The sequence below is a fragment of the Martinezella lusitana genome, from assembly GCF_010668395.1.
Taxonomy (GTDB): Bacteria; Pseudomonadota; Alphaproteobacteria; order Rhizobiales; family Rhizobiaceae; genus Rhizobium; species Rhizobium lusitanum_A.
Map to the genome: position 1 here is coordinate 505,876 of NZ_WUEY01000003.1, position 19,979 is coordinate 525,854.

18 protein-coding genes are annotated in these 19,979 nt (G+C 60.4%); 10 read left to right on the forward strand and 8 right to left on the reverse strand.

Translation table 11 applies throughout. The features are described 5' to 3' along the window. Nucleotides 1-6: 6 nt before the first annotated feature. The 4 genes from glyA to GR212_RS09410 form a co-directional block, all read right to left on the reverse strand. Complete coding sequence (gene glyA, locus GR212_RS09395; protein WP_163986200.1) at nt 7-1,305, reverse strand: serine hydroxymethyltransferase; 1,299 nt, start codon at nt 1,303-1,305, stop codon at nt 7-9. A 176-nt stretch (nt 1,306-1,481) separates the two neighbouring features. Further along, a complete protein-coding gene (locus GR212_RS09400) occupies nt 1,482-2,795 on the reverse strand; it encodes a L,D-transpeptidase family protein (RefSeq protein WP_163986201.1) in 1,314 nt (437 codons plus the stop codon). A gap of 510 nt (nt 2,796-3,305) precedes the next feature. Beyond that, on the reverse strand, nt 3,306-3,821 hold the full coding sequence (gene ldtR, locus GR212_RS09405; RefSeq protein WP_069616333.1) for a transcriptional regulator LdtR: 516 nt from the start codon (nt 3,819-3,821) through the stop codon (nt 3,306-3,308). Nucleotides 3,822-3,954: 133 nt separating this feature from the next. Continuing rightward, on the reverse strand, nt 3,955-4,395 hold the full coding sequence (locus GR212_RS09410; RefSeq protein ID WP_112797217.1) for a DUF6163 family protein: 441 nt from the start codon (nt 4,393-4,395) through the stop codon (nt 3,955-3,957). 144 nt (nt 4,396-4,539) lie between these two features. Here GR212_RS09410 and hemB point away from each other — a divergent pair, with 144 nt between their 5' ends. The 6 genes from hemB to GR212_RS09440 all read left to right on the forward strand — a co-directional run bounded on the left by hemB (nt 4,540) and on the right by GR212_RS09440 (nt 8,705). Next, nucleotides 4,540-5,553 (forward strand): porphobilinogen synthase, encoded by a 1,014-nt coding sequence (gene hemB, locus GR212_RS09415; protein WP_163986202.1) that lies wholly within the window; start codon nt 4,540-4,542, stop codon nt 5,551-5,553. A 174-nt stretch (nt 5,554-5,727) separates the two neighbouring features. Then, the gene (locus GR212_RS09420; RefSeq protein WP_163986203.1) at nt 5,728-6,186 is read left to right on the forward strand and encodes an RDD family protein; all 459 of its coding nucleotides are present in this window, start codon (nt 5,728-5,730) and stop codon (nt 6,184-6,186) included. A gap of 181 nt (nt 6,187-6,367) precedes the next feature. Continuing rightward, complete coding sequence (locus GR212_RS09425) at nt 6,368-7,147, forward strand: arginyltransferase (RefSeq protein ID WP_163986204.1); 780 nt, start codon at nt 6,368-6,370, stop codon at nt 7,145-7,147. Next, on the forward strand, nt 7,148-8,029 hold the full coding sequence (locus GR212_RS09430; protein ID WP_163986205.1) for a DMT family transporter: 882 nt from the start codon (nt 7,148-7,150) through the stop codon (nt 8,027-8,029). It abuts the gene before it with no gap. Nucleotides 8,030-8,094: 65 nt separating this feature from the next. Then, on the forward strand, nt 8,095-8,316 hold the full coding sequence (locus GR212_RS09435; RefSeq protein WP_163986206.1) for an AbrB/MazE/SpoVT family DNA-binding domain-containing protein: 222 nt from the start codon (nt 8,095-8,097) through the stop codon (nt 8,314-8,316). Then, entirely contained in the window at nt 8,313-8,705 is a 393-nt protein-coding gene (locus GR212_RS09440) for a type II toxin-antitoxin system death-on-curing family toxin (RefSeq protein WP_163986207.1), read from the forward strand. The genes GR212_RS09435 and GR212_RS09440 overlap by 4 nt, the downstream gene beginning before the upstream one ends. A gap of 105 nt (nt 8,706-8,810) precedes the next feature. Here GR212_RS09440 and parC read toward each other — a convergent pair whose 3' ends face one another. Then, nucleotides 8,811-11,069 carry a DNA topoisomerase IV subunit A gene (gene parC, locus GR212_RS09445; protein WP_163986208.1) on the reverse strand — a complete coding sequence of 753 codons (2,259 nt, stop codon included), beginning with the start codon at nt 11,067-11,069 and terminating at the stop codon, nt 8,811-8,813. A 230-nt stretch (nt 11,070-11,299) separates the two neighbouring features. Here parC and GR212_RS09450 point away from each other — a divergent pair, with 230 nt between their 5' ends. Continuing rightward, complete coding sequence (locus tag GR212_RS09450) at nt 11,300-12,487, forward strand: hypothetical protein (RefSeq protein ID WP_163986209.1); 1,188 nt, start codon at nt 11,300-11,302, stop codon at nt 12,485-12,487. A gap of 66 nt (nt 12,488-12,553) precedes the next feature. On the opposite strand, the gene GR212_RS09455 is transcribed toward GR212_RS09450, so the two are convergent. Beyond that, entirely contained in the window at nt 12,554-13,210 is a 657-nt protein-coding gene (locus tag GR212_RS09455; RefSeq protein ID WP_348643455.1) for a TetR/AcrR family transcriptional regulator, read from the reverse strand. A gap of 66 nt (nt 13,211-13,276) precedes the next feature. Here GR212_RS09455 and GR212_RS09460 point away from each other — a divergent pair, with 66 nt between their 5' ends. Then, entirely contained in the window at nt 13,277-14,446 is a 1,170-nt protein-coding gene (locus tag GR212_RS09460; RefSeq protein WP_163986210.1) for a serine hydrolase domain-containing protein, read from the forward strand. A gap of 75 nt (nt 14,447-14,521) precedes the next feature. Here GR212_RS09460 and aspS read toward each other — a convergent pair whose 3' ends face one another. Beyond that, entirely contained in the window at nt 14,522-16,312 is a 1,791-nt protein-coding gene (gene aspS, locus GR212_RS09465) for an aspartate--tRNA ligase (protein WP_163986211.1), read from the reverse strand. 409 nt (nt 16,313-16,721) lie between these two features. Beyond that, complete coding sequence (locus GR212_RS09470) at nt 16,722-17,078, reverse strand: endonuclease domain-containing protein (RefSeq protein WP_163986212.1); 357 nt, start codon at nt 17,076-17,078, stop codon at nt 16,722-16,724. A gap of 193 nt (nt 17,079-17,271) precedes the next feature. Between GR212_RS09470 and GR212_RS09475 the strand changes: the two genes are divergently transcribed. Both GR212_RS09475 and rnd read left to right on the forward strand, forming a co-directional pair. Beyond that, nucleotides 17,272-18,663: a multicopper oxidase family protein gene (locus GR212_RS09475; RefSeq protein ID WP_163986213.1), complete on the forward strand. Its 1,392-nt coding sequence runs from the start codon at nt 17,272-17,274 to the stop codon at nt 18,661-18,663. A 166-nt stretch (nt 18,664-18,829) separates the two neighbouring features. Further along, nucleotides 18,830-19,975 carry a ribonuclease D gene (gene rnd / locus GR212_RS09480; RefSeq protein WP_163986214.1) on the forward strand — a complete coding sequence of 382 codons (1,146 nt, stop codon included), beginning with the start codon at nt 18,830-18,832 and terminating at the stop codon, nt 19,973-19,975. The last annotated feature ends 4 nt before the right edge of the window (nt 19,976-19,979 follow it).

Here is a 19,979-nt window from a genome sequence, read left to right on the forward strand (position 1 = left end):
CCCTCCTCAGCCCATGTAGCCGTACATCGGGAAGCGGTCGGTGAGCTTGACCACCTTCTCGCGCACGGCGGCCTCGACGGCGGCATTGCCTTCGTCGGAATTGGCGACCTTCAGGCCATCGAGCACTTCGATGATCAGATTGCCGATTTCGCGGAACTCGGCTTCCTTGAAGCCGCGCGTCGTGCCGGCCGGCGTGCCGAGGCGAACGCCCGACGTGACGAAGGGCTTTTCGGGGTCGAACGGAATGCCGTTCTTGTTGCAGGTGACATAGGCGCGGCCGAGCGCTGCCTCGGCGCGCTTGCCGGTGGCATTCTTCTTGCGCAGGTCGACCAGCATCAGGTGGTTGTCGGTGCCGCCGGAGACGACATCGACACCGCCGGAGATCAGCGTTTCGGCGAGAGCCTTGGCGTTCTTGACGATCTGGGCGGCATAGTCCTTGAAATCAGGCTGCAGCGCTTCGCCGAGAGCAACGGCCTTGGCGGCGATGACGTGCATCAGCGGGCCGCCCTGGAGGCCGGGGAAGACGGCCGAGTTGAACTTCTTGGCCAGATCCTCGTCATTGGTGAGGATCATGCCGCCGCGCGGGCCGCGCAGAGACTTGTGCGTGGTCGTGGTGGCGACGTGGCAATGCGGGAACGGCGACGGATGCTGGCCACCGGCAACCAGGCCGGCGATGTGGGCCATATCGACCATCAGATAGGCGCCGACGCTGTCGGCGATCTCGCGGAAACGCTTCCAGTCCCAGATGCGGGAATAGGCGGTGCCGCCGGCGATGATGAGCTTCGGCCTGGTTTCTTCGGCCTTGCGCTGAACAGCGTCCATGTCGAGCAGGTTGTCGCCTTCACGAACGCCGTAGGAAACGACGTTGAACCATTTGCCGGACATGTTGACCGGCGAGCCATGGGTCAGGTGACCGCCCGAATTCAGGTCGAGGCCCATGAAGGTGTCGCCCGGCTGCAGCAGCGCAAGGAAGACGGCCTGGTTCATCTGCGAACCGGAATTCGGCTGGACGTTGGCGAAGTTGACGCCGAACAGCTTCTTGGCGCGCTCGATGGCGAGTTCTTCGGCGATGTCGACATACTGGCAGCCGCCGTAATAGCGCTTGCCCGGATATCCCTCGGCATACTTGTTCGTCATGATCGAGCCCTGCGCTTCCAGCACGGCGCGCGAGACGATGTTTTCCGAGGCGATCAGTTCGATTTCGTGCCGCTGGCGACCCAGTTCCTTGCCGATCGCGCCAAAGATTTCCGGATCGGTATCGGCAAGCGAGCGATTGAAGAAGGGTTCGGTGGACGCATTGGTCATCGTGAAAGCTCCTGAACGGCCGGAAAGGCAATGCAGACGGTATTAGCGTCAGGGTGATCGGAGAGCAATACGATCAGCGACATTTGCTGGGCATTCTACGATGAGCGACGCCGGCAGACGAAAAAGCCGCATCCAGGGATGCGGCTTCGATAACAATCAAGCTCGAAATCTGCCGATTACTGAACCGGCTGTTCCATGCCCTGGGTCGTGTCGAGCGCCAGCTGGGAATTGCCGTCGAGATTATAGATGTCGTCACGGAACTGGACGATACCGTCGGCCGCGCTCCAGGCGGAGATATAGACGAAATAGACCGGCACTTCCGTCGCCAGGGTGATCGGCGTGTTGACGCGGGTGGAGATGACCTGCTCGATGTGCTGGCGCGGCCAGCCCGGAGTTTCGGCCAGCAGCCAGGTCGCCAGGTCGCGCACGTTCTGAACGCGCACGCAGCCCGAGCTGTCGAAACGCATCAGCTTGTTGAACAGGCCCTGCTCCGGCGTGTCGTGCATGTATTCGTTGTTGGGATTGTGGAAGTTGATCTTCGTGGACGCCATGGCGTTCGTCTTGCCCGGGTCCTGACGGAACATCAGGTCCGGCGCCTTGTCCGAATTCCAGTCGATCGTCTCCGGCGCTACTTCCTGGCCCTTGCCGTCGAGAAGGCGGATGTTGCTCTTCGTCAGGTAGGTCGGATCCTTCCGCATCAGCGGCATGATGTCCTTGATGATGATGGAGCGCGGCGCCGTCCAGTAGGGGTTGAGGATGACCTCGTAGATCTTCGAATTGATGATGTGCGTCGGGCGCGATTCACGACCGACGATCGCCTCGTGGCGCAACGCCACCTGACCGTCTTCCACGGCTTCAACGCGGGTCGCCGGGATGTTGACCATGACGTGACGGCGGCCAAGGTCGGACGGGAACGTCTGAAGGCGGACGAGATTGGTGTTCAGCTGCTGCAGGCGGACATTGGCGGGAATGTTCATCGCCTTCTGCGTGAAATCGCCGATCACACCATCCGGCGGCAGGCCATGACGGGCCTGGAAGCGCTTGACGGCGCCGTCCACGTAGGAGTCGAACGACGAGGAAATGCCCGCCTCGCGCGGCAGGTCGCCGGTGACCATCAGATGCTGGCGCAGGGACTGCACGGCGGGATCGGTAACGCCGATCTGCAGCGGCTGCTGGCTCGTGGGAGTGACTTGCGGCCAGCCGCCATTGGCAACGATGCTCTGATACTGGGCGATCGCCTGCTGAATGTTCGGTACGGAATCCGGCCCGAGAATCGGGGTGTTCGACTGCACGGCGGCGGCCGTGCGTGCCGCGGCCTTGGCGTCGAACTGGTCGTCCCAATTGCCGCGAGAACGGTCATTGATCAACGCTTCCAGTGGAGTCGCGTTTTGCGCGAGGGCCGGTGCGGCCAACGCGGCAGCGCCAAAAGTTACGGCCGACCGCAAAAAGGAGCGGCGCGAAAAGGGTTCAATTCCGTTTTTCTTCGACATATCCCAACCGTTCGACGCTACGATCTAATGACGCGCAGCCTAGAGAGGAAGCAGTAAATAGCGCAGCCTGTGCCAAGTAACGCCGCTCAATATCAATCCGTTCCCTTAATGCGCCATCAAAAACCCGGCCACGAACTATCACAATATCGCGAAGCTAAGACTTGGGGCTGGAAGATCGAAATTTGAGAACGCTGCCTGCCGTCAGTTTCCGCTGTCATAGCAATATGGCCAATTCGTGTCGCCCGGCATGAAACTTGCCCTGCCATGCGACGGCGAAAGAAAAGCCAAACTGCATTTGCTAAAATACCACAGCTGCGCGTGGTTCATAGCGTGTATTCACCCGCCGTCAATGGCTTAGCCGCACTACACGTTACATGTAGCGGAAGGTGACGCGTGGACGTGGCAAAAAACGCACAACTACCGGCTTTGCAACGCGTTCAAGCCGGACACGCAGGGAACGTGTCCAGCTTGCTTTTACTGGAAGGTCGCGTGATCGATCCGCGCCGTTACTTACAGGCGATAGAGGATCTGATCGTTCCAGAAGCGGTCCAGGCGCTGCAGCAGCTTGTTCATCTGGGTGAATTCGTCGGTGCCGATGCCGCCGACCTTGTCGATCGAGCCGATGTGACGCTCATAGAGCTTGGCAACGGTTTCGGCGATGTCCTGGCCCGTCTCCGTCAGGCTGATGCGGACCGAGCGACGGTCGATGCGCGAGCGCTGATGGTTGATGAAGCCGAGATCGACCAGCTTCTTGACGTTGTAGGAAACGTTGGAACCGAGGTAGAAACCGCGGGAGCGCAGTTCGCCGGCCGTCAGTTCGGAGTTGCCGATGTTGAAAAGGAGAAGTGCCTGTACGGCATTGACGTCGTCGCGACCCTGACGGTCGAACTCGTCCTTGATGACATCAAGCAGGCGGCGGTGCAAACGCTCGACCAGGTGAAGGGATTCCATGTAGAGGGCCCGGATGTCGTCAACCTGCTGATCCCGAGCGTTCGCAACTGCCTGCGGCTTGATTTTCGTGTTCATCATGACTTGGCCTCACTCTGTTTTGTTTGGCGGTGTCGTTTTCTTCCCGCCTTGAGTGAGACCCTATCGAATACACATAAAATTCTACTTAAACTGCAGGCTTAACAGCACCTTACCATGAAGTCTTGGTGTCTCAGGGTAAATCAACCATTACCTGCTGCCGGCGGCGGCGCCGCTTTTCCTGCCAGAGCAGAACACGGAAAAGGCAATAAATCACGGCCACGCAGGCATGCAAGATCATAATCAAGGGATTGGATCCGAAGATCTCCGGCCAGACCCCATACATCAATGCCTGCCCGCCTGCGGCCAGCACCCACATGACCGGCCCCCAGGAGACGGTGAGCCACAATCCGAGCGCGGCAACCGGGAAGACGACGGCCAGTCCGGCGGCTGCGACCTTCCATGGCAGCGCGAGCAGGTCGAACCGCGCATGACCTTCCAGCGAATAGCCAACCAGCATGGCCCAATATTGCAGGCCGAGCCAGAAGCAGGCGATCGCGATCAGCCGCAGGAACAGCACGAACAGGATGTCCGTCAGCGTATTCTTGGGTACGGTCGAAGAATCAGGTTCCATGCGCGAACAATACGTATGAGGCATCGGCCTCGCCAGAATATAATGGCTGCGGCCTTTCGTCTGGTTTTGAATCCTGGGGACAGCGTGGTAGGTACGCTGCCCATGGAATAAGGCCACAAATAGACGAAGAAGGATGGCGGCATCATGGAAAACAAGACGCATCTGGTCGACGAGATCACCGGACATCGCCGCATGCGACGCAACCGCAAGGCCGACTGGACGCGCCGCCTCGTGCAGGAGAACAGGCTGACCGTCGACGATCTGATCTGGCCGATCTTCCTCATTCCCGGCACCGGCATCCTGGAGCCGATCCCCGCCATGCCCGGCGTCAACCGCATGACCGTGGACAAGGCCGTCGAAGCGGCAAAGGAAGCAGCCGATCTCGGCATTCCCGCCCTCGCCACCTTCCCGAACATCGAGATGGAGCTGCGCGACGAAACGGGCTCCAACAGCCTTGAGAGAAACAATCTCATCAACCTTGCCAGCGCCGCGATCAAGAAGGCCGTGCCGAATATTGGCGTCATTACCGACGTCGCGCTCGATCCTTTCACCAGCCACGGCCATGACGGCATCCTGCGCGGCAACGAAATCGTCAACGACGAGACGGTCGAGCAGGTGGCGCGGGCCGCCGTCTACCAGGCCGATGCGGGCGCCGATATCATCGCGCCTTCGGAAATGATGGACGGGCGCATCGGCGCGATCCGTCAGGCGCTGGATGCAGCCGGCCACCAGAATGTCGGCATCATGAGCTATGCGACGAAGTTCAGCTCGGCCTTCTACGGCCCCTACCGCGAAGCGATTTCCACCGGCGGCCTGCTGAAGGGCGACAAGAAGACCTATTATATCGACCCGGCCAACGGCACCGAGGCCGTGCGCGATGCCACGCTCGACGTCGAGGAAGGCGCCGACATGCTGATGGTCAAGCCCGGCCTGCCCTATCTCGACATCTGTTGGCGGCTGAAGGAGGCGTTCGGCCTCCCGACCTTCGCCTACCAGGTCTCCGGCGAATACGCGATGATCAAGGCGGCGGCCGCCAATGGCTGGATCGACGGAGAGAGGGTGATGCTCGAAACCCTGCTCGCCTTCAAGCGCGCCGGGTGCGACGGCATCCTCACCTATTTCGCGGTGGATGTGGCGAGGCACCTGGCGAAGAAATAGCTTGCCGCCACCCGCTTATTGTATTTGCGGCACCCGATACCATATGTTCGGCAAGTGTTTCCCTGTTGCAGGGCGCCCCATTTCGGTCGTCATGCAACAGTATATCCGTAACCTGTGCTTGAATTCTTCCTCAGTCGGAATGATTGAAGAGGTTCTGCGCCAAGGAGAAAAGTCATGAGCCTGAACCCCAGCCCGCTCTATGCAGCACCGGACGACTGGCGCGCTTATAGCGGCGTGCTGAGCAGGCGCATCTTCGCGTTCATCGTCGATTACATCATCGTCGCGCTGCTCTGCATTCCCGCAGCCGTGCTTCTGTTTTTCGTTTCGATCCTGACGCTTGGGCTTGGTTTCTTCCTCTATCCGGTGCTCTTCATTCTCGTCGCCGGCTTTTATTTCGGCTGGACGCTCGGCGGACCTTACCAGGCTTCCCTTGGCATGCGCGCCATGGGCCTCACCATGGTCCGCGTCGATGGCCGCCGGATGGATTTCCTGACGGCGATCGTCCATCTGGCGCTGTTCTGGATCCTGAACTCGGTCCTGACGCCGCTGATCCTGCTGGTGGGCCTCTTTACCGACCGCAGCCGGCTGCTGCACGACCTGCTGCTGGGCACCGTCATCGCCCGTACGGCCTGAGAGCACGTCGCGATACCGAAACAACACGATTCCTCGCGGAAGCAAAGGTCCGCGAGGCGGCACCCGGGCGCATCATCAATTAGGAAACTTCGATCTTTAACGAAGGACGTAGTTGACGTTTTCTAAACTTGGGCCATGCTTGTAGAAAACAGGTGCCGAAAGAAAGGGCAATCAACGGCAGATGAACACGCAGTCGACGCCTTCTCCGCAGTTTTATCTGACGGCACCGGCTGCCTGCCCGTACCTGCCGAACGAGATGGAGCGCAAGGTCTTCACACATCTCGTCGGTCCCCGAGCAGCCGAGATGAACGATATCCTAACCCAGGGCGGCTTCCGGCGTTCGCAGAACATCGCCTATCGGCCTGCCTGCGAATCCTGCCGCGCCTGCGTATCCGTGCGCATCCTCGCCCAGGAGTTCGAGCCCACCCGGTCGATGCGGCGGGTACTGGCCTCCAATAGCGACGTCATCGCCACCGAATTTCCGGCGCAGCCTTCAAGCGAGCAATATTCGCTGTTCCGCCGCTATCTCGACTATCGTCACCAGCAAGGCGGCATGTCCGACATGACCGTGCTCGACTATGCGATCATGGTCGAGGATACGCATGTGAATACGCGCATCATCGAATATCGCCGCCGCGAGGAAGGCTCGGGGCTGGAACAGCGCCCGAAAGGCGAGTTGCTGGCGGCAGCGTTGACCGACGTCATGAGCGACGGGCTGTCGATGGTCTATTCCTATTTCAATCCCGATCTCGACGAGCGGTCGCTGGGGACCTTCATGATCCTCGACCATATCAGGCGGGCGAAAGCGCTCGGCCTGCCGCACGTCTATCTTGGCTACTGGGTCAAGGGTTCGCGCAAGATGGACTACAAGACCCGCTTCCAACCGCAGGAACATCTCACGCCGCGCGGCTGGGAACGTTTCGATCCCGCCGCAGACGGCGGCAAAGATACCTTCCGCTGAATGTTCTCCCATCTTTCGGATCATAAAAAGGGCCTGCTGCTGACGACGCTCGGCGGACTGGCCCTGTCGATGGACATACCCTTGATCCGGCTGTCCAGCGGCGAGGTCTGGTCGGTGCTGTCGGCACGCAGCCTTGCGACCATTGTCGTGGCGCTCGCCGTCCTTGTGGTCATTCGCCGCGTCACCGGTTCGCTGCAAAGCGTGCTGCCGGGCTGGCTCGGGCTTCCGGTCGGGTTCTTCTACGGGCTGACGACGATTACCTTTCTTCTCGCCGTCTATTACACGACGGCGGCGAATGTGGTGTTCATCATCGCACTCAACCCGATGTTCACCGCGCTGCTCTCCTGGATCTTCCTCAAGGAGCGCCCTGCCCTTTCGACATTCATCACCATGGCGGTGATGCTCCTCGGGGTCGGCCTGATCGTCGGAGGCGGCATGGAGAGCGGCCATCTGCTTGGCGATGCGCTTTCGGTGCTCGCCTCGTTTTCCATCGCCTGCGCCATCACCATAGGCCGCGCTTCGGGGCGGGACATGGGCTTCGCCTCCCTGCTGGCCGCCGTCATTCCGGCCGCCGTCGGGCTCTACCATATAGCGCCCTCGGGCTTTTCCATCGAACATCCCGGCTGGATCCTCTTCGATGGCGCGGTGCTGATGCCGCTTTCCTTCTGGTGCCTTGCGACAGGCACGCGCTTCCTCTCGGCGCCGGAAGTGGCGATGTTCTATCTGCTGGAAACGATCCTGGCGCCGATCTGGGTCTGGCTGATCTTCGCCGAAGCGCCGACCACGCTGACCCTGGCCGGCGGCGCAATCCTGATCCTCGCACTTGCCGCCCACTCGTTATGGCAGGCGCGGGCGAAGGCAAGAGCGGCGCTCGCGGCGTAAGACCTTGTAAATTGAAATCACAATCGCCCAATGTTATAACTCGGTTATTACATTGGAGCTGAGACATGAACGTCACCATCCGAAAGATCGGCAATTCCGAAGGCGTTATTATTCCGAAGGAAGTTCTCCAGAGGCTTGGCCTGAAAAACGGCGACTCGCTGGAAATACGGGAAGTGAACGGCAACATCGAATTGGTTCCGGAGCGCGCCGACATTGCAGAGCAACTACGTGCGGCAAGGCTTGGTATGCAGAAATATCGCAGCGCCCTACGCGAACTCGCAAAATGAATGAGTATCAATGGCTATTACGTGAAGCCGTGGAGATTATGCATGAGGAGCAGATCGTCGAACATGGTGGATTGCCGGCCTTAAAAGACGAGAATGCCCTGGAAGCGGCACTGGCCCGTCCACTGAACAAGGCTGCATATGGTGAAAATGATTTATTCGCTCTAGCTGCGGCCTATCTTTACGGTCTGGTGCGAAACCATCCTTTTTCCGATGGGAACAAAAGAACCGGATACCTCGCAGCTTTCACATTTCTCTACATCAATGGCTATTTGATCGAAGCAGACGATGGGATGGTCGTTGCGCTAGTATTAGGTGTTGCGGCCGGAGAAATCGACGAGATCGGCGCCACGCACTTCTTCAAGGATTACTGCGTCCCGCTAGCCGGGTGACGGCCCGCTCTATCGGCCGCCCCTGCCCTTCGCTAAGGCTCAGGGCGCTTCTTGCGGCAATCGACCGTAACAGGCCGATTGCCTCAAACTCAGTTCAACCAAGCCTCACCCGGAGAACCGTCCGCTTCTGGGGAAGCCCTTGGGCACGGCGCGGCCGGTGCCGGCGCGATCGCCCAGCCATTCCACCAGTTCGTCCTTGGTCTTGGTGAAGGTGCGGCCGGCGCTGTCTTCCCATGTCAGGCCGTCTGCAATCACGAAGCACCGGATATCGGAAATGCCGCCATCCTTGTAGCGCTGCAGGCGCACACCCTTGCCGCGCGACATTTCGGGCACCTGCGCAAGCGGGAAGATGGCCATCTTGCGGTTCTCGCCGACGACGGCGACGTGATCGCCGGACACCGGCACCAGAAGCTTGGTCTCGTCCGGATAGGAGACGTTCATGATCTGCTTGCCCTTGCGGGTGTTGGCGACCAGTTCCGCCTCGGCCACGATGAAGCCGTTGCCGACCGTCGAGGCGATCAGTTGCTTGCGCTGCGGATCGTGGACGAAAGCGGTCAGCACGTCCTGATCGTTTTCCATATCCACCATGATCCGCAGGGGCTCGCCATGACCACGGCCGCCGGGAAGCTTGTCGCCACCGAGCGTATAGGCCTTGCCGCCCGTCGTGATGATGAGGATCTTGTCCGTCGTCTGCGCCGGGAAGGCGACCTTGAGACCGTCGCCTTCCTTGAAGGTCAGCGACGACGTATCGGAAATATGGCCCTTCAGGGCGCGGATCCAGCCCTTTTCCGAGACGACGACCGTGATCGGTTCTTTCTCGATCATCGCCTGCTGGATGGCGGCGTCGTCGGCCTCGGGCGCCTCGGCGAACTGCGTGCGGCGGCGGCCGATGTCGGTCGCCTTGGCGAACTTCTTCTTCACCTCGCCGATTTCCCAGGCAACCGTCTGCCACTGCTTTTCTTCCGAGGCCAGCAAAGTCTCGATATCAGCCTTCTCATTGGTCAGGCCATCGAATTCCTTGCGGATTTCGAACTCTTCCAGCTTGCGCAAGGAGCGCAGCCGCATGTTGAGGATCGCCTCGACCTGATTGTCCGTGAGCCCGAACCGCTCCATCATCACCGGCTTTGGCTCATCCTCCTCGCGGATGATGGCGATGACCTCGTCGATATTGAGGTAGGCGATCAGGAAACCGCCGAGGATTTCCAGGCGTTTCTCAATGGCGGCGAGCCGGAAGCGGGAACGGCGCAGAAGCACTTCGCGGCGATGGTCCAGCCACTCCTTCAGCACTTCGTTCAGCGCCATGACCTTTGGAATGCGGCCCATGGACAGGACGTTCATGTTGAGCGGGAAGCGGCTTTCCAGCTCCGTCAGCTTGAACATCGACTCCATGAGGATGGTCGCATCGACGGTACGGCTCTTCGGTATCAGGACGACGCGGATATCCTCGGCGGACTCGTCGCGAATGTCCTCGAGCAGCGGCAGCTTGCGGGCCAGCAGCAGCTCGGCGATCTTCTCGATCAGCCGGGACTTCTGCACCTGGAAGGGAATTTCCGTAACGACGATCTGGTAGCCGCCACGGCCCAGATCCTCGATCTCCCATTTGGAGCGAACACGGAAGCCGCCGCGTCCGGTCTTGTAGCTCTCGATGATGCTCCGGCGATCATCAATGATGATGCCGCCGGTCGGAAAATCTGGGCCGGGAATATAGAGTTCCACGAGCTTCTCGACGGTGGCGTCGCGATCCTTGATCAGGTGCAGCGCGGCGTCGCAAAGCTCATGGGCGTTGTGCGAGGGGATGGAGGTCGCCATGCCCACGGCGATGCCGGAGGAACCGTTGGCAAGCAGGTTTGGAAAAGCGCCGGGCAGAACGATCGGCTCGGAGTTCGACTCGTCGTAGGTGTCGCGGAAATCGACCGCGTCCTGGTCGATGCCTTCGAGCAGCAGCTCGGAAACCGCCGTCATCTTGGATTCGGTGTAACGCATCGCGGCCGGGCTATCGCCGTCGATATTGCCGAAATTGCCCTGCCCGTTGACCAGCGTGTAGCGCTGCGAGAAGTCCTGCGCGAGGCGTGCCAGCGCGTCGTAGATCGATTGGTCGCCGTGCGGATGATAGTTACCCATCACCTCGCCGACGATCTTCGCGCATTTGCGGAAGGCGGAGTTGGGGCGCAGTCCCATCTCGCTCATCGCATAGACGATACGGCGATGCACCGGCTTCAACCCGTCGCGAACGTCGGGAAGCGCGCGTTGCGTGATCGTCGACAACGCATAGGCCAGATAGCGCTCCTCGAGCGCGGCCTTCAGGTCGACTGGAAGGATATTGTCGTCGCCGTCACCGGACGGCGGTTTAAGATTTTGTCCCATGGCCCTTGACTATCGGAGATGACGATTCCCGGCAAGAAATCGGTGGAAAGCACCTGTGGATGAAGGTGTTTCACGGATCTTGACACGGGCTATCGATACATTTTTGCTGCACTTGCTCTCGACGTTCAATCTCATTGGATTTTTTGAGAAAGATCAATATAAGTCAGCGCAGTACACGCTCAATATGTACGTCCCCATCAATACTACGGGCTCAACGAGGAAACGCCATTATGACTTTCTATCGGACCACGCGGCTGATGCTCTGCAGCGCTGCCATCCTGTCTTTCGCCGGCTCCGCCTTCGCACTTGACGGTAACGATCTCTTGAAGAAGATCAACGACGTGTACGGCCAGCAGGGCGGTTCGATCGCCGCCGAAGGCATCGACATCGACGGCGACACGGTAACGCTGAAGGGCGCCACTCTCAAGGCGACCGGTCTGGAAGACGGCATTCCGCTTGGCGACATCACGCTGGATGGCGTCGAAGAAAACGACGGCGGCTATACGATCGAGGAAATCGACTTTGCGGATGTCGACTTCAACAAGGATGGCGCGGCTGTATCCGCCACCGATCTGAAGCTGAACGGCGTCGAGATCCCGGCTGATGCGACCAAGGGCGACCTGAGCTCGCTTCTCTACTACAAGAGCGCCCATGCCGGCGCCGTGTCCGTTACCAAGGACGATGTCGAAGTGTTCTCGATCGAGGGCGCCGACGCCACGATGAACAAGCGCGACGACAAGTCTGGTCTCGATTTCGACGCCAAGATCAACGGCATCAAGGCCGATCTCAGCAAGGTCGACGATCCGAAGGCCAAGGACGCCATCGAAGCGCTCAAGCTGCAGCAGGTCGACGGCACCGTTGCCATGAAGGGCAGCTGGGAAATCGGCCCCGGCACGATCGACATCAGCGAATATTCCTTCGACTTCAAGGATATCGGCAAGCTGAACCTGGCCTTCAGCATTTCCGGCTATACCCCGGCATTTGCAAAGTCGATGCAGGATGCACTGAAGACGGTTCGCTCCAACCCGAACCAGCAGGAAGCACAGCAGTCGGCCGGCCTCGCCATGCTGGGCCTGCTGCAGCAGTTGACCTTCAACAGCGCCCAGGTTCGCTTCGACGATGCGTCGATCACCGCACGCGCGCTCGACTTCGCCGGCAAGCAGCAGGGCGTTACCGGCAAGCAGCTCGGCGACACGCTGAAGGCAATGACGCCGATCATGATGGCACAGCTTAACGTTCCGGAACTGCAGAACGCCGTTTCGGCTGCCGTTAGCGCCTATCTCGACAACCCGAAGAGCCTGACGGTTACGGCTGCTCCCGGCAAGCCGGTTCCGGTGCCGATGATCATCGGCGCTGCCATGGGCGCACCGCAGACGATCCCGCAGGTGATCGGCCTCAAGGTTTCCTCGAACGACTAAGCTGCCGTTCCCTGAAGCATTTGGAAACCCGGCGATTTCGGTCGCCGGGTTTTTCTTTGCCGGCGACTAAGGCTCCTGCCGCAGCTGATACTTCCTCAGCTCGCTGATCGCATGAGCCATCAGGGCGAGCAATTCTTCCGTCGTCGCGCCGTCGCGCGCCTGAACGGACATGCCCTGCACGATCGCCCCCAGAAAGCGCGCGAGCGAATGAGCGTCGGCACCCGGCCGCATGTCGCCCTCTGCAATGCCGCGTTCGATCCGCGTCACGAAAATCTCCAGCGTCTGGAGGCGCATGGAGGCGACATGATTGGCGATCGGCTCGTTTTCCTCGGCGCAATTCAACACCGCCGTCGAGATCATGCAGCCTTTCGGATGCTCCGGCGCCGTGAAGATCGCGGCGGAATTCATCAGAAAGCGTTCGAAGGCCGTCACCGTATCCACCTTGTCGAGAAACGGATTGCCGGGCTCGGGCCGCGGCATGCGGCGATACTGGTCGAGCGTCTCGCGATAGAGCTCGGCCTTGGAGCCGAACGCCGCGTAGAGGCTTTGCGGCGTGATGCCCATCGCCGCTGTCAGATCGGCGATGGAAGAACCGTCGTAGCCATGTTTCCAGAAAGTGTCCCGCGCCGAGGCGAGAACGGTTTCGCGATCGAACGCCGGCGGACGTCCACGCTTGCGCGGGGAAGAATTTTCCGTCTCTTCAATATTTTTCACAATGGTCACTCTAGAATTATTTCCCGATCTGGTTTATTCAGGAATGGTCATTGTGATTATAGAAGGTTTTGCCCCATGAGTCTTCCCCTGGAAAATTCCACGCGTCCAAGCGACGGCAGCCTTGCTGAAGGCGTCGATGCTGCGATTGACTCCGCTCTGGCGGACAAGAGACTGGTCGGGGCGGTAGTCCTGATCGCAAAGGACGGAGAGCTGGCCTATCACCGCGCCGCCGGGCTGGCGGATCGGGAAAACGACGTGGCGATGCAGGAAGATGCCATCTTCCGGCTAGCCTCCGTCACCAAGCCGATCGTCACCATCATCGCCATGCGGCTTGTCGAGCAGGGCCGCATCGGGCTCCAAGACCCGATCACCAAATGGCTTCCGGATTTCCGGCCGCGACTGCCGGATGGGAGCGAAGCCGTCATCCGTATCCGCCATCTCCTCACGCACACGTCCGGACTGGGTTATACCTTCGCGGAGGAGCAGGACGGTCCATATCATCGGGCCGGCGTATCCGACGGTCTGGACATACCGGGCCGATCAGTGGCTGACAACCTCCAGCGTCTTGCCAACGCGCCACTTCTCTTTACGCCGGGTGAGAACTGGCGTTATTCGCTGGCGATGGACGTGCTTGGCGGCATCATCGAAAAGGAAACCGGTCGCGCGCTCGGCGATGTGGTCGCAGAGCTCGTCATGAAGCCTCTCGGCCTTTCCGATACGGCATTCGCGGTTCGGGATCGCAGCCGCCTCTCGGCCAATTACGTGAATGGCAATCCCCAGCCGCAACGAATGGAAGACGGTACGCTTGTTCCGATACTCGATGGCGTGATCCGCTTTGCGCCCGACCGGATATTCGATCCCGCCTCTTACCACTCCGGCGGTGCGGGCATGGCGGGAACGGCAAGCGATGTGCTGGCTATTCTCGACGCCATCCGCAAGGGCGGTGCGCCGCTGCTCTCACCCGATACGGTGAAAACGATGATGACCGATCAGGCAGGCGGCCATATGCAGGCGTTGCAGGCCGGTTTCGGCTTTGGCTATGGCTGGTCCGTCGTCACCGACCCTGTTGCGGGCCAGGTTCCCTTCTCCGCCGGCACAATCAAATGGGGCGGCGTCTACGGCCACAGCTGGTTCGTGGACGCTGAAAAGGGCTTGACGGTGGTTGCCCTGACCAACACGGCACTGGAAGGCATGTGGGGGCAATTTACGATGGATCTGGCGAAAGCTGTTTACGCCGGGATCTAACTGACACAGTGGCTCCAAACAAAAACCCGGCGATTTCGGTCGCCGGGTTTTGCATTTCGTCAAGCCTGAAGAAACTCAGTCCTTCTTGACCGGCGGCACCGGACGGATGGCAAGTTCACGCAGCTGCGTCGGCGTTGCGGCCGAGGGAGCGCCCATCAACAGGTCCTGTGCCTGCTGGTTCATCGGGAACAGCGAGATCTCGCGCAGGTTCTTGGCGCCGACGAGCAGCATGACGATACGGTCGATCCCGAAGGCCGCACCGCCGTGCGGAGGCGCGCCGTACTGGAAGGCACGGTAGAGACCGCCGAAGCGCTCTTCGACGTCGGCCTGGCTGAGGCCGACCTTTTCGAAGGCGGCAACCATGGTTTCCGGCGATTGGTTACGAATCGAGCCCGAGGCGATTTCGAAGCCGTTGCAGACGGCGTCGTACTGGAACGCCTTGATCGTAAGGGGATCCTGGTTCTGCAGCGCCTCAAGGCCGCCCTGCGGCATCGAGAACGGGTTGTGGGCGAAATCGATCTTCTTTTCTTCCTCGCTCCATTCGAAGAACGGGAAGTCGACGATCCAGCACAGCTCGAAACGGTCGCGATCGATCAGGTTCAGCTCGTCGGCGGCGCGGTTACGCGCCTCGCCGGCAAATTTGTAGAACTTGGAGGGATCGCCGGCGACGAAGAAGCAGGCGTCGCCGTCATCGAGGCCGAGCTGAGTGCGGATCGCATCCGTGCGCTCTTCGCCGATGTTCTTGGCGAGCGGGCCGGCGCCTTCGAGCTTTTCACCTTCCTTGCGCCAGAAGATGTATCCGAGGCCGGGCTGGCCCTGGCTCTGCGCCCAGGCGTTCATGCGGTCGCAGAAAGCGCGCGAGCCGCCGGTCTTGGCCGGGATGGCCCAGACTTCGACCTTCGGGTTGGAGGCGATCATGTTCGCGAAGACCTTGAAGCCGGAGCCGGCAAAATGCTCGGTGACGGCTTCCATGACGATCGGGTTGCGCAGGTCCGGCTTGTCGGAGCCATACTTGCGGATGGCGACGTCATAGGGGATGCGCGGCCATTCCTTGGTGACCGGCTTGCCTTCGGCGAATTCCTCGAACACCTGGGTCATCAGCGGGCCCATAGTGTTCCAGACGTCTTCCTGCGTCACGAAGCTCATTTCGAGGTCGAGCTGATAGAACTCGCCCGGCAGACGATCGGCACGCGGGTCTTCATCACGGAAGCACGGCGCGATCTGGAAGTAGCGGTCGAAACCGGCAACCATCAGCAGCTGCTTGTACTGCTGTGGCGCCTGCGGCAGCGCGTAGAAGGTGCCGGGATGGATACGGCTCGGCACGAGGAAGTCGCGCGCGCCTTCCGGCGACGAGGCCGTCAGGATCGGGGTCGTATATTCGGTAAAGCCGACGTCGCCCATGTGGCGGCGCATCGAGGAGATGACCTGCGTGCGCTTGACGATGTTCCTGTGCAGCGTGTCGCGGCGCAGGTCGAGGAAGCGATACTTCAGGCGAACGTCTTCCGGATAATCCGGCTCGCCGAAGACCGGCAGCGGCAATTCCTTGGCCGCGGAGAGCACTTCGATCTCCTGAGCATAGAGCTCGATCTCGCCGGTCGGCATGGTCTTGTTGACGGTATCGTCCGTGCGAGCCTTGACGAGGCCGTCGATGCGGACGACCCATTCGCCGCGAACGGTTTCGGCGAGCTTGAAGGCCGGAGAATCAGGGTCGGCGACGACCTGGGTGATGCCGTAGTGATCGCGAAGGTCGATGAACAGCACGCCGCCATGATCTCGGACGCGATGAACCCAGCCGGAGATGCGGACGGTCGAACCGACGTCGGACTTGCGCAGGGCGGCGCATGTGTGGCTGCGATAGCGATGCATAGTATATATCCTGGACTTGGCGGGCCGCGGCGAAAGGACATGCAAGCCCCTCGCCTGCCGACGAGAAAATCGGGCGGAAAAGCGCACGGCGAGCCCGATTTGTCAAGGCTCGAACACCGCTTCTATCTCGCCCTGGGCGGGCGAGAAAGCAAAAACTTAGGCTTAGATGAGGGCTCGCCCCTCATCTAAGCCTAAGTTTTTACAAGAGAGGGGGTAGGCAGGGACGCACAGAACCCTTGAATTATATTGAACAAGAAACAGACCCCCGCTCTTGCAATTTCAATGGCTTAGAAATTGCGTCAAGCTTTAGAATGCCCTGTAAGCTCTGTTTCGCAATTCCTAAACCAATGAAATTGCTTTCTCGCCCGCCAAAGGCGAGATAGGGTCCGCATACGCCTCACCTTCCGGTTCATTCTCCGCTATTTTTCAATTCCGCGAGAATTGTCAGGCAAACTCCCTCGAGATTCGTCGTTACCTCGTGGTTCCAGACCCGCACAGTACGAAAGCCCTGTTGCGAGAAATAGGCATCTCTCTTTGCATCCCTTGTGCTTTCGGCATGTTGCGCGCCATCGACCTCGACGATTAACCGAGCTTCGAAACACACGAAATCGAGAATGTAACCATCGATCGGAACCTGCCGCTTGAATTTGAAGCCCTCAAGCTGGCTCCGACGCACGGCTTGCCAAAGCATATTTTCGGCCCTGGTGGCATCGCTACGCATTGCTTTGGCGAATTGACGTAGCCGATCCGGAACATCGCGACGCATATGGTGCCTCCCCTTTCAGCTGGCGTTACACAGAGAGCATACAGCTCCCTCGATATCCGGCATGACGGACATCCCCGCCCATATCGACATCCGCAAGTAGCCGCTGCGGCAGTTTGGCTACCTCAATGCTATTGCTGAACACGATGGTCAACTTTAAACAGACATCGATATATCTTCGCTCCCGGAGCCTGACATGCCGATCCTCACCCGACGCAATCTCCTGAAAGCCTCAGCCGTTGCCGGTGCCTATGGCGTGGGCATCGGCATAGCGGGAAGGTTTACGGGCAAGGCGGCGGCGGCTGAGCCGCTCACGCTGAAGACGGCCAAGATCGAAGCCAGCCTCACGGACGGCGGCAAGACCAGGAGCGTGCTGACCTATGGGGAAGCCGGCATGCCGCCGGTCGTGCGCATGAAAAAGGGCGAAGCCTTCGCGGCCCGGCTCGTCAACGGCATAGACGACCCGACGACCATCCACTGGCACGGCATCCGCCTTCCGAACAACATGGACGGCGTGCCCTTCCTGACCCAACCTTACGTCTATACCGGCGATCATTTCGACTACGCCTTCACCCCGCCCGATGCCGGCACCTTCTGGTATCACCCGCATTGCAACACGCTGGAGCAGATGGGCCACGGCATGACCGGCGTCATCGTGGTCGAGAATCCCAAGGATCCGGCGTTCGATTCGGAAGTGGTGCTCAATCTGCGCGACTGGCGGCTCGGCAGCGATGGACAGTTTATCGCCCAGTTCCGGCCGCGCGATGCCGCCAAGTCCGGCACCTACGGCACGGTGCGAACCGCGAACTGGCAGCAGCAGCCGCAATACAACGCCCCCGCCGGCGGTCTGGTGCGCCTGCGTGTTGCCATTACCGACGTCACCCGCATCTATTCCTTCCGCTTGGATGGCGGCGAGGCGACGGTGATCGCCATCGACGGCAATCCCGTGCCGCAGCGTTTCCCGCTCGACCTCCTGCAGCTCGGCCCCGGACAGCGGCTGGAGCTGGCCGTACGCATGCCCGACAGCGAAGGCGCGATCGTCAAGCTTGAGGATATCAAGGGCACCGATCCGAAGGTGCTGGCGACCTTGCGCTCGGTCGGCAGTTCGCTGAAGCGGGATGTCCGCGACCTGGCGCCGCTGGAAGACAATCCCGTCCGGAAGGCCGATCTCGGCGCGGCAACCCATATTCCGCTGATTCTCAGTGCCACGGCGGAAAACACCGCCGACAACAGCATCTGCGGATCGCTCGGCTACAGTTTCTGGGCCATCAACAAGGTGCCGTGGCCGGGCGACACCCCCGATCCGACCGCGCCGCTCGCCGAACTCAAGCTCGGCAGGAGCTATGTCATCGACATGGAAAACGTCACCCCGCACAGCCATCCGATTCATCTGCATGGAATGAGCTTCACCGTCCTCTCCTCTTCGACGCGGCAGGTGCAGCCTTTCGTGTCCGACACCTATCTGATCCAGCCGGACGAAAAGGTGCAGCTCGCCTTCGTCGCCGACAACCCCGGCGACTGGCTGCTGCATTGCCATATCATCGAGCATCAGAAGACCGGCATGACGAGTTACGTGCGCGTGGCGTGAGCTGTCACGGCTCTAATGTGAGCGATCGCGCCCGAACCCGCCCCCGGTTTGCGAGAATTTCAGCCAAAAGCGAAACGCGGCTAAGGCTTTGTCCGCGAAAGTATTGACATATCCGCCTGAAAGGAGAAGGAAGTTAAAGAAGTATTTTACCGATGAATGTGTTGAGATGATCGAAACTACCGCCCAATTGGAGGCGGCCTGCCAAGAGCTGGCCAAGTCGGAATTCATTACCATCGATACGGAATTCCTGCGAGAAACGACCTTCTGGCCGGAACTGTGTTTGATACAGATGGCCAGTCCCACCACCGAAGTGCTGGTAGACCCGCTGGCCAAGGGGCTGGATCTGGCGCCCTTCTTCGAACTGATGGCCAATCCATCGGTTCTGAAGGTGTTTCACGCTGCGCGTCAGGATATCGAAATCATTTTCCATCGCGGCAACCTCATTCCGCATCCGATCTTCGATACGCAGGTCGCGGCGATGGTCTGCGGTTTCGGCGATTCCGTTTCCTACGACCAGCTCGTCAGCCGAATCAAGAACGTCCACATCGACAAGTCCTCGCGCTTCACCGACTGGAGCCGACGCCCGCTGTCGGAAAAGCAGCTCGACTATGCGCTTGCCGACGTGACCCACCTGCGCGACGTTTATCTCTCGCTCAGCGAGCAGCTGCAGCGGGAAGGCCGCGCCTCCTGGCTGCAGGAAGAGATGGCGATCCTCGAAGCGCGCGAAACCTACGATCTTCACCCCGACGATGCCTGGCAGCGGCTGAAGATGCGGCTGCGCAAGCCGCAGGAGCTCGCCGTGCTGAAGTACGTGGCGGCGTGGCGCGAACGCGAGGCGCGCGCCCGCAACGTCCCGCGCGCTCGCGTGCTGAAGGATGATGCGATTTACGAAATCGCTCAGCAGCAGCCGAAGGACAGCGAGGCGCTTGCCCGGCTGCGGACCATCCCGAAAGGCTGGGAGCGCTCCGCCGCCGGTACGACGGTGCTCGAGGCGATCAATGCGGCGCTGGCATTGCCGAAGTCCGATATGCCGCATCCGCCGCGTCATCAGCAGGCCCCGGAAGGCACGGCCGCCGCTTCGGAGCTGCTGAAGGTGCTGCTGAAACTCATCGCCGAAAAACATGGCGTGGCACCGAAAGTCATCGCCAACAGCGACGACCTGGACAAGATCGCCGCCGAAGGCGAGAAAGCCGAAGTCGCCGCCTTGACCGGCTGGCGGCGCGATCTGTTCGGCGAGACGGCCCTGCAGCTGATCCAGGGTCAGGTGGCCCTGCGCTTCGTCGGCAAGCGAATCGAGACCGTCACTCTCTAGCCAC